This is a genomic window from Azospirillum formosense (assembly GCF_013340925.1).
Taxonomy (GTDB): Bacteria; Pseudomonadota; Alphaproteobacteria; order Azospirillales; family Azospirillaceae; genus Azospirillum; species Azospirillum formosense.
Map to the genome: position 1 here is coordinate 1 of NZ_WHOR01000337.1, position 5,245 is coordinate 5,245.

Here is a 5,245-nt window from a genome sequence, read left to right on the forward strand (position 1 = left end):
TGTAGGGTTCCGACGTGACGAAGGTCATCGGCACCTTGTGGCGGATCCTGCGGCGGCGCAGGTCGGCGTCGGCGATCATCGCGAACTCGTAGGCCGGACCGAAGCAGGACGCCCCCTGCACCGCCCCGACGACCAGCGGGCCGGGGTCGCGGCAGAACTGCTCCCACCGCTGGGCCGCCGCCTCCGCGTGGTCGACGTGGCAGATCGAGACGGTGTTGGCCTGCGGCCCGAAGCCCTCGATCTCGTCGAAAGCCAGGTCGGGACCGGTGGCGATGACGAGCTGGTCGTAGCCGAGGCTGGTCCCGTCGCCAAGATCCAGCGCGTTGTCGTGGGGCCGCAGCGCGCGGCAGCCGGAGTGGTTGAAGGCGATGCCCTTGCGGGCGAAGGGCTCGGCCAGCGGGACCGTGATGTCGCCGCGCTTGCGCCAGCCGACCGCCACCCAGGGGTTGGACGGCACGAACTGGAACCGGTCGCTGTTCGACACGACGGTGATCCGGTCGCCGGGCCGCGCCCGATCCTTCAGCTCATAGGCCATCGGAATGCCGCCGATGCCCGCCCCGAGTACGACGATGTGGGCCATATCCGTTTCCTCTCCGGAAGATCCGGGTCTGTTGGGCTGCCCGGTTGTGTGTTTCGGTGGAACGCTTTCCCCCTGCCCGGCCCGCGCCTATTCGAAGGCCATGCCGGGGCGCAGGCCGATCCGCTTCAGGACGATCGCCAGCGGACAGAAGCCGGTGAAGGCCGCCTGGAGCAGGTTGGCCCCGACGAAGGCGGTCAGCCACAGCCACCCCGGCCCGTGAAGCTGGGACAGGGCGAGGCTCAGCAGGATCATGGTCCCGGCGAAGGCCATGACGATGCGGTCGATGCTCATGATGCGGTCTCCTCTGTGCCGGTTCGGGATGGCGGTCGCGCCATTTCATTCGTTGACACTAATTTAGCAATGTCTAAAATAAGGAGTCAAGACACCCTGAGACCCGTTCCTCCCGTTCGAAGTGGCCCGCCATGCCCCGTTCCCTCCTCCCACGCTCGCCGGCCCGCAAGGCGCTGCTCGCCGCCGCCCTGCTGGCGGCCCTGCTTCCCCTGTCCGCGGCGGCGGCGGCCGAGCCCGGCACCCTGACCGTCCAGCCGCGCCCGGTGGAGGATCTGAAGGCGGTCTTCGCCACGGTGGAAAGCGTGCGCGAGACGCTGGCCCGCACCCGCATCGGCGGCACGGTGGCCGACCTGACGGTGACGGAGGGCGACAAGGTGACCGTCGGGCAGGTCATCGCCACCGTGCGCGACCCCAAGCTGCCGCTCCAGCTCGCCGCACTCGACGCGCGCATCCAGGCGCTGACGGCGCAGCAGCACCAGGCGGAGCTGGAGCTGGGCCGCGCCCGCCAGCTCCGCTCCAGCGGCACCGGCACGCAGCAGCGGCTGGACGACGCGCAGGCCGCGCTGGACGTCGCCCGCGCCCAGATCGCCGCCATGGAGGCCGAACGCTCCGTCGTCGCCCAGCAGTTGCGGGAGGGTGAGGTGCTGGCCCCCGCTGCCGGGCGCATCCTTCAGGTCAAGGTCATCGCCGGCGCCGTGGTCATGCCGGGCGAGCCGGTCGCCAGCATCGCCACGGACACCTACATCCTGCGGCTGCGCCTGCCGGAGCGGCACGCCCGCTTCCTGAAGGAGGGCGACCCGGTGCTGGTCGGCCAGCGCGGGTTGGCGCCGGTGGCCCTCGCCGACCCCGGCGCCACGGCGCTGGCGCGCGGCGCCGTCCGGCAGGTCTATCCGGAGATGGCCGGGGGGCAGGTGATCGCCGACGCCTCGGTCAGCGGCCTTGGCGACTTCTTCGTCGGCGAGCGGGTGCGGGTCTACGTCGCCACCGGCACGCGCGACGCGGTGGTGATCCCGCCGGACTGGCTGCTGCGCCGCTTCGGCACCGATTTCGTCCGGCTGGCCGACGGGACGGAGGTCCCGGTCCAGGCGGGTGGCGAGATTCCCACGGTCGGCGACCGGCCCGGCGGGCTGGAGATCCTGTCCGGCCTGAAGCCCGGCGACGTCATCGTCCGCCCGGCGGGCTCGTGAGGGGGATGCCATGAGGCTCGGCCTTTCCGGGGTGCTGACGCGGACCTTCATCCGTTCCCCCCTGACCCCGCTGCTGCTGCTCGCCTCGCTGGCGGTCGGCGCCATCGCCCTGATGTCCCTCCCGCGCGAGGAGGAGCCGCAGATCAGCGTCCCCATGGTCGACATCCTCGTCCAGGCCGACGGGCTGAAGGCCGGCGACGCGGTGGAGCTGGTCACCCGGCCGCTGGAGGAGATCGTCAAGGGCATCGACGGGGTCGAGCACACCTACAGCCAGACCATGGACGACCGCGTGGTGGTCACCGCGCGCTTCCTCGTCGGCACCCCGTCCGACGACGCCATCCTGCGCGTGCACGAGCGGGTGCGGGCCAGCATGGACCGCATCCCGCTGGGCATCCCGGAGCCGCTGATCGTCGGGCGCGGCATCAACGACGTCGCCATCCTGACGCTGACCCTGTCGCCCCGGGCGGAGGCCGCCGGGCGATGGACCGTCAACGCCCTGCACGGGGTGGCCGACGACCTGCTGGGCCAGCTCACCCAGATCGAGGATGTGGGGCGCAGCGTCATCGTCGGCGGCCAGCCCGACCAGATCCGGGTGGAGCCCGACCCGGAACGGCTGGCGCTCTACGGCGTCACGCTGAACCAGCTCGTCGACAAGGTGAAGAACGCCAACCGCTCCTTCATCGCCGGGTCGCTGCGCAGCGCGGGCGGCAGCCTGCCGGTGGTCGCCGGCCAGACGCTCCAGGGGACGGCGGACATCGGGCTGCTTCTGGTCACCACCCGCGACGGGCGGCCCGTCTACGTCAAGGACGTGGCCGACGTGGTTGCGGGGGCGCGCCCCGGCGAGAGCGGCGCCTGGCATCTGGTGCCGGACGGCAAGGGCGGGCTGGTCCGCACCCCCGCCGTCACCATCGCCATCGCCAAGCGCGCCGGGGCCAACGCCGTCACCATCGCCGACCGCGTGCTGGAGCGCGTCCAGACCATCCAGGCGGAGGGGCTGCCCAGGGACCTGACGCTGACCGTCACCCGCAACTACGGCGAGACGGCCGACGAGAAGGTGAACGAGCTGCTGTTCCATCTGGCGCTCGCCACCGTCACCATCGTCGGGCTGATCGTGCTCGCCATCGGCTGGCGCGAGGGGCTGGTGACCCTGGTCGTCATCCCGACGACGATCCTGCTGACCCTGTTCGCGTCCTGGCTGATGGGCTACACCGTCAACCGGGTCAGCCTGTTCGCCCTGATCTTCTCCATCGGCATTCTGGTCGACGACGCCATCGTCGTGGTGGAGAACATCGACCGCCACTGGTCGATGCGCGACGGGCGGAGCAAGGTCCAGGCCGCCGTCGAGGCGGTGGCGGAGGTCGGCAACCCGACCATCGTCGCCACGCTGACGGTCATCGCCGCGCTCTTGCCGATGATGTTCGTGTCCGGCCTGATGGGGCCCTACATGAGCCCGATCCCGGCCAACGCCTCCGCAGCCATGGTCTTCAGCTTCTTCGTCGCCATGGTGCTGACGCCCTGGCTGATGGTGACGCTGCGTCCGGGGGAGTCTCCGGCGGGTGGGCACGGCGCGCCGGACGGCGGGCGGCTGGGGCGCCTCTACCGCGCCGCCGCGCGCCCGATCGTGCGCAGCAAGCGCCGCGCCTGGATCTTCCTGCTGGCGGTCGGGGTGGCGACGCTCGCCTCGACGGGGCTGTTCTACACCAAGGACGTGGCGGTGAAGCTGCTGCCCTTCGACAACAAGTCGGAGCTTCAGGTGGTGCTCGACCTGCCGCGCGGCGCGGCGCCGGAGGACACGGAGCGCCTCCTGTTTGCCGCCGCCGGAAAAATCGCCGATCTGCCGGAACTGGCCAGCGTCCAGGCCTATGCCGGGACCGCGTCCCCCTTCAATTTCAACGGTCTGGTCCGGCACTACTACCTGCGCGACCAGCCCGAGCAGGGCGACCTCCAGGTCAACCTCGCCCCCAAAGGCGAGCGGAGCCGCAGCAGCCACGCGGTCGCGCTCGACATCCGGGCGCGGCTGGCCACTCTCCCATTGCCCGCCGGGACCGTCCTGAAGGTGGTCGAGGTGCCGCCCGGCCCGCCGGTGCTGTCCACCCTGCTCATGGAGGTCTACGGCCCCGACGCCGAGACCCGGCGCAAGGCGGCGCTGGCGGTGGAGAACGCCTTCCGCGGCGTGGACTTCATCGTCGATGTGGAGAACAGCATCCGCCCGACCGGCGACCGGCTGCGCTTCGCCCTGGACCGCGAGAGCCTGGAGTTCCACGGCGTCGAGGAGCAGGCCGTCTACGACACGCTGCGGGCGCTGACCGGCGGGGTGCCGGTCGGCTACTCGCACCGCGGGGCGGGGCGCACCCCCATCGAGATCGCCGTGCAGATGCCGCGCTCCGGCCTGTTCCTGTCCGAGCGCCTGCTCGCCACCCCGGTTCCGGGGGCGCGCGGCACGGTGGAGCTGGGCGATCTGGTGACGATGACCCGCGAACCGGCCTCCCACACGCTGTTCCGCCACAACGGGCGCTTCGCGGAGATGGTCATGGCCGATCTGGCCGGACGGTTCGAGGCGCCGATCTACGGCATGCTGGCGGTGCAGGAACGGCTGAAAACCGTCGATTGGGCCGCCGCCGGGCTGGCCGCGGCGCCGGAGATCCGGATGCACGGCCAGCCCGACGACCAGAGCCGGCCCGTGCTGCTGTGGGATGGCGAGTGGGAGATCACCTACGTCACCTTCCGCGACATGGGGGCGGCCTTCGGGGTGGCGATCCTCGGCATCTACCTGCTGGTCGTCGCGCAGTTCGGCAGCTTCAAGCTGCCGCTGGTCATCCTGGTGCCGGTGCCGCTGACGCTGATCGGCATCGTGCTGGGCCACTGGCTGTTCGGAGCGGCCTTCACCGCCACCTCGATGATCGGCTTCATCGCGCTGGCCGGGATCATCGTGCGCAACTCCATCCTGCTGGTGGATTTCATCCGCCACCTGCGGGAGCGCGGGACGCCGCTGCGCGAGGCGGTGCTGGAGGCCGGAGCCATCCGCTTCAAGCCGATCCTGCTGACCGCCGTCGCCGCGATGATCGGCGCCGCCTTCATCCTGACCGATCCGATCTTCCAGGGCTTGGCGATCTCGCTGCTGTTCGGGCTGTTCAGCTCGACCCTTATGACGGTGCTGGTGATCCCGGCGATCTACATCGTCCTGCGC

At 71.0% G+C, this 5,245-nt stretch carries 4 protein-coding genes; 2 read left to right on the forward strand and 2 right to left on the reverse strand.

Annotated elements, in window-relative coordinates:
- The coding region (locus GBZ26_RS26545) for an NAD(P)/FAD-dependent oxidoreductase (RefSeq protein ID WP_174441399.1) at nt 1-580 on the reverse strand (580 nt) is incomplete at its 3' end.
- 87 nt (nt 581-667) lie between these two features.
- Entirely contained in the window at nt 668-871 is a 204-nt protein-coding gene (locus GBZ26_RS26550) for a YgaP family membrane protein (RefSeq protein WP_174441400.1), read from the reverse strand.
- Between the two features lie 131 nt (nt 872-1,002).
- On the opposite strand from GBZ26_RS26550, the gene GBZ26_RS26555 reads away from it, so the two are divergent.
- Both GBZ26_RS26555 and GBZ26_RS26560 read left to right on the forward strand, forming a co-directional pair.
- Nucleotides 1,003-2,058 carry an efflux RND transporter periplasmic adaptor subunit gene (locus GBZ26_RS26555; protein WP_059399556.1) on the forward strand — a complete coding sequence of 352 codons (1,056 nt, stop codon included), beginning with the start codon at nt 1,003-1,005 and terminating at the stop codon, nt 2,056-2,058.
- A 10-nt stretch (nt 2,059-2,068) separates the two neighbouring features.
- Nucleotides 2,069-5,245: efflux RND transporter permease subunit (locus tag GBZ26_RS26560; protein WP_174441401.1), on the forward strand; the 3,177-nt coding region annotated here is incomplete at its 3' end.

Excerpts from the sequence above, each read along its gene's own strand:
- GBZ26_RS26550 (WP_174441400.1), bottom strand. The coding sequence starts at position 871 with ATGAGCATCGACCGCATCGTCATGGCCTTCGCCGGGACCATGATCCTG.
- GBZ26_RS26555 (WP_059399556.1), top strand. The coding sequence starts at position 1,003 with ATGCCCCGTTCCCTCCTCCCACGCTCGCCGGCCCGCAAGGCGCTGCTC.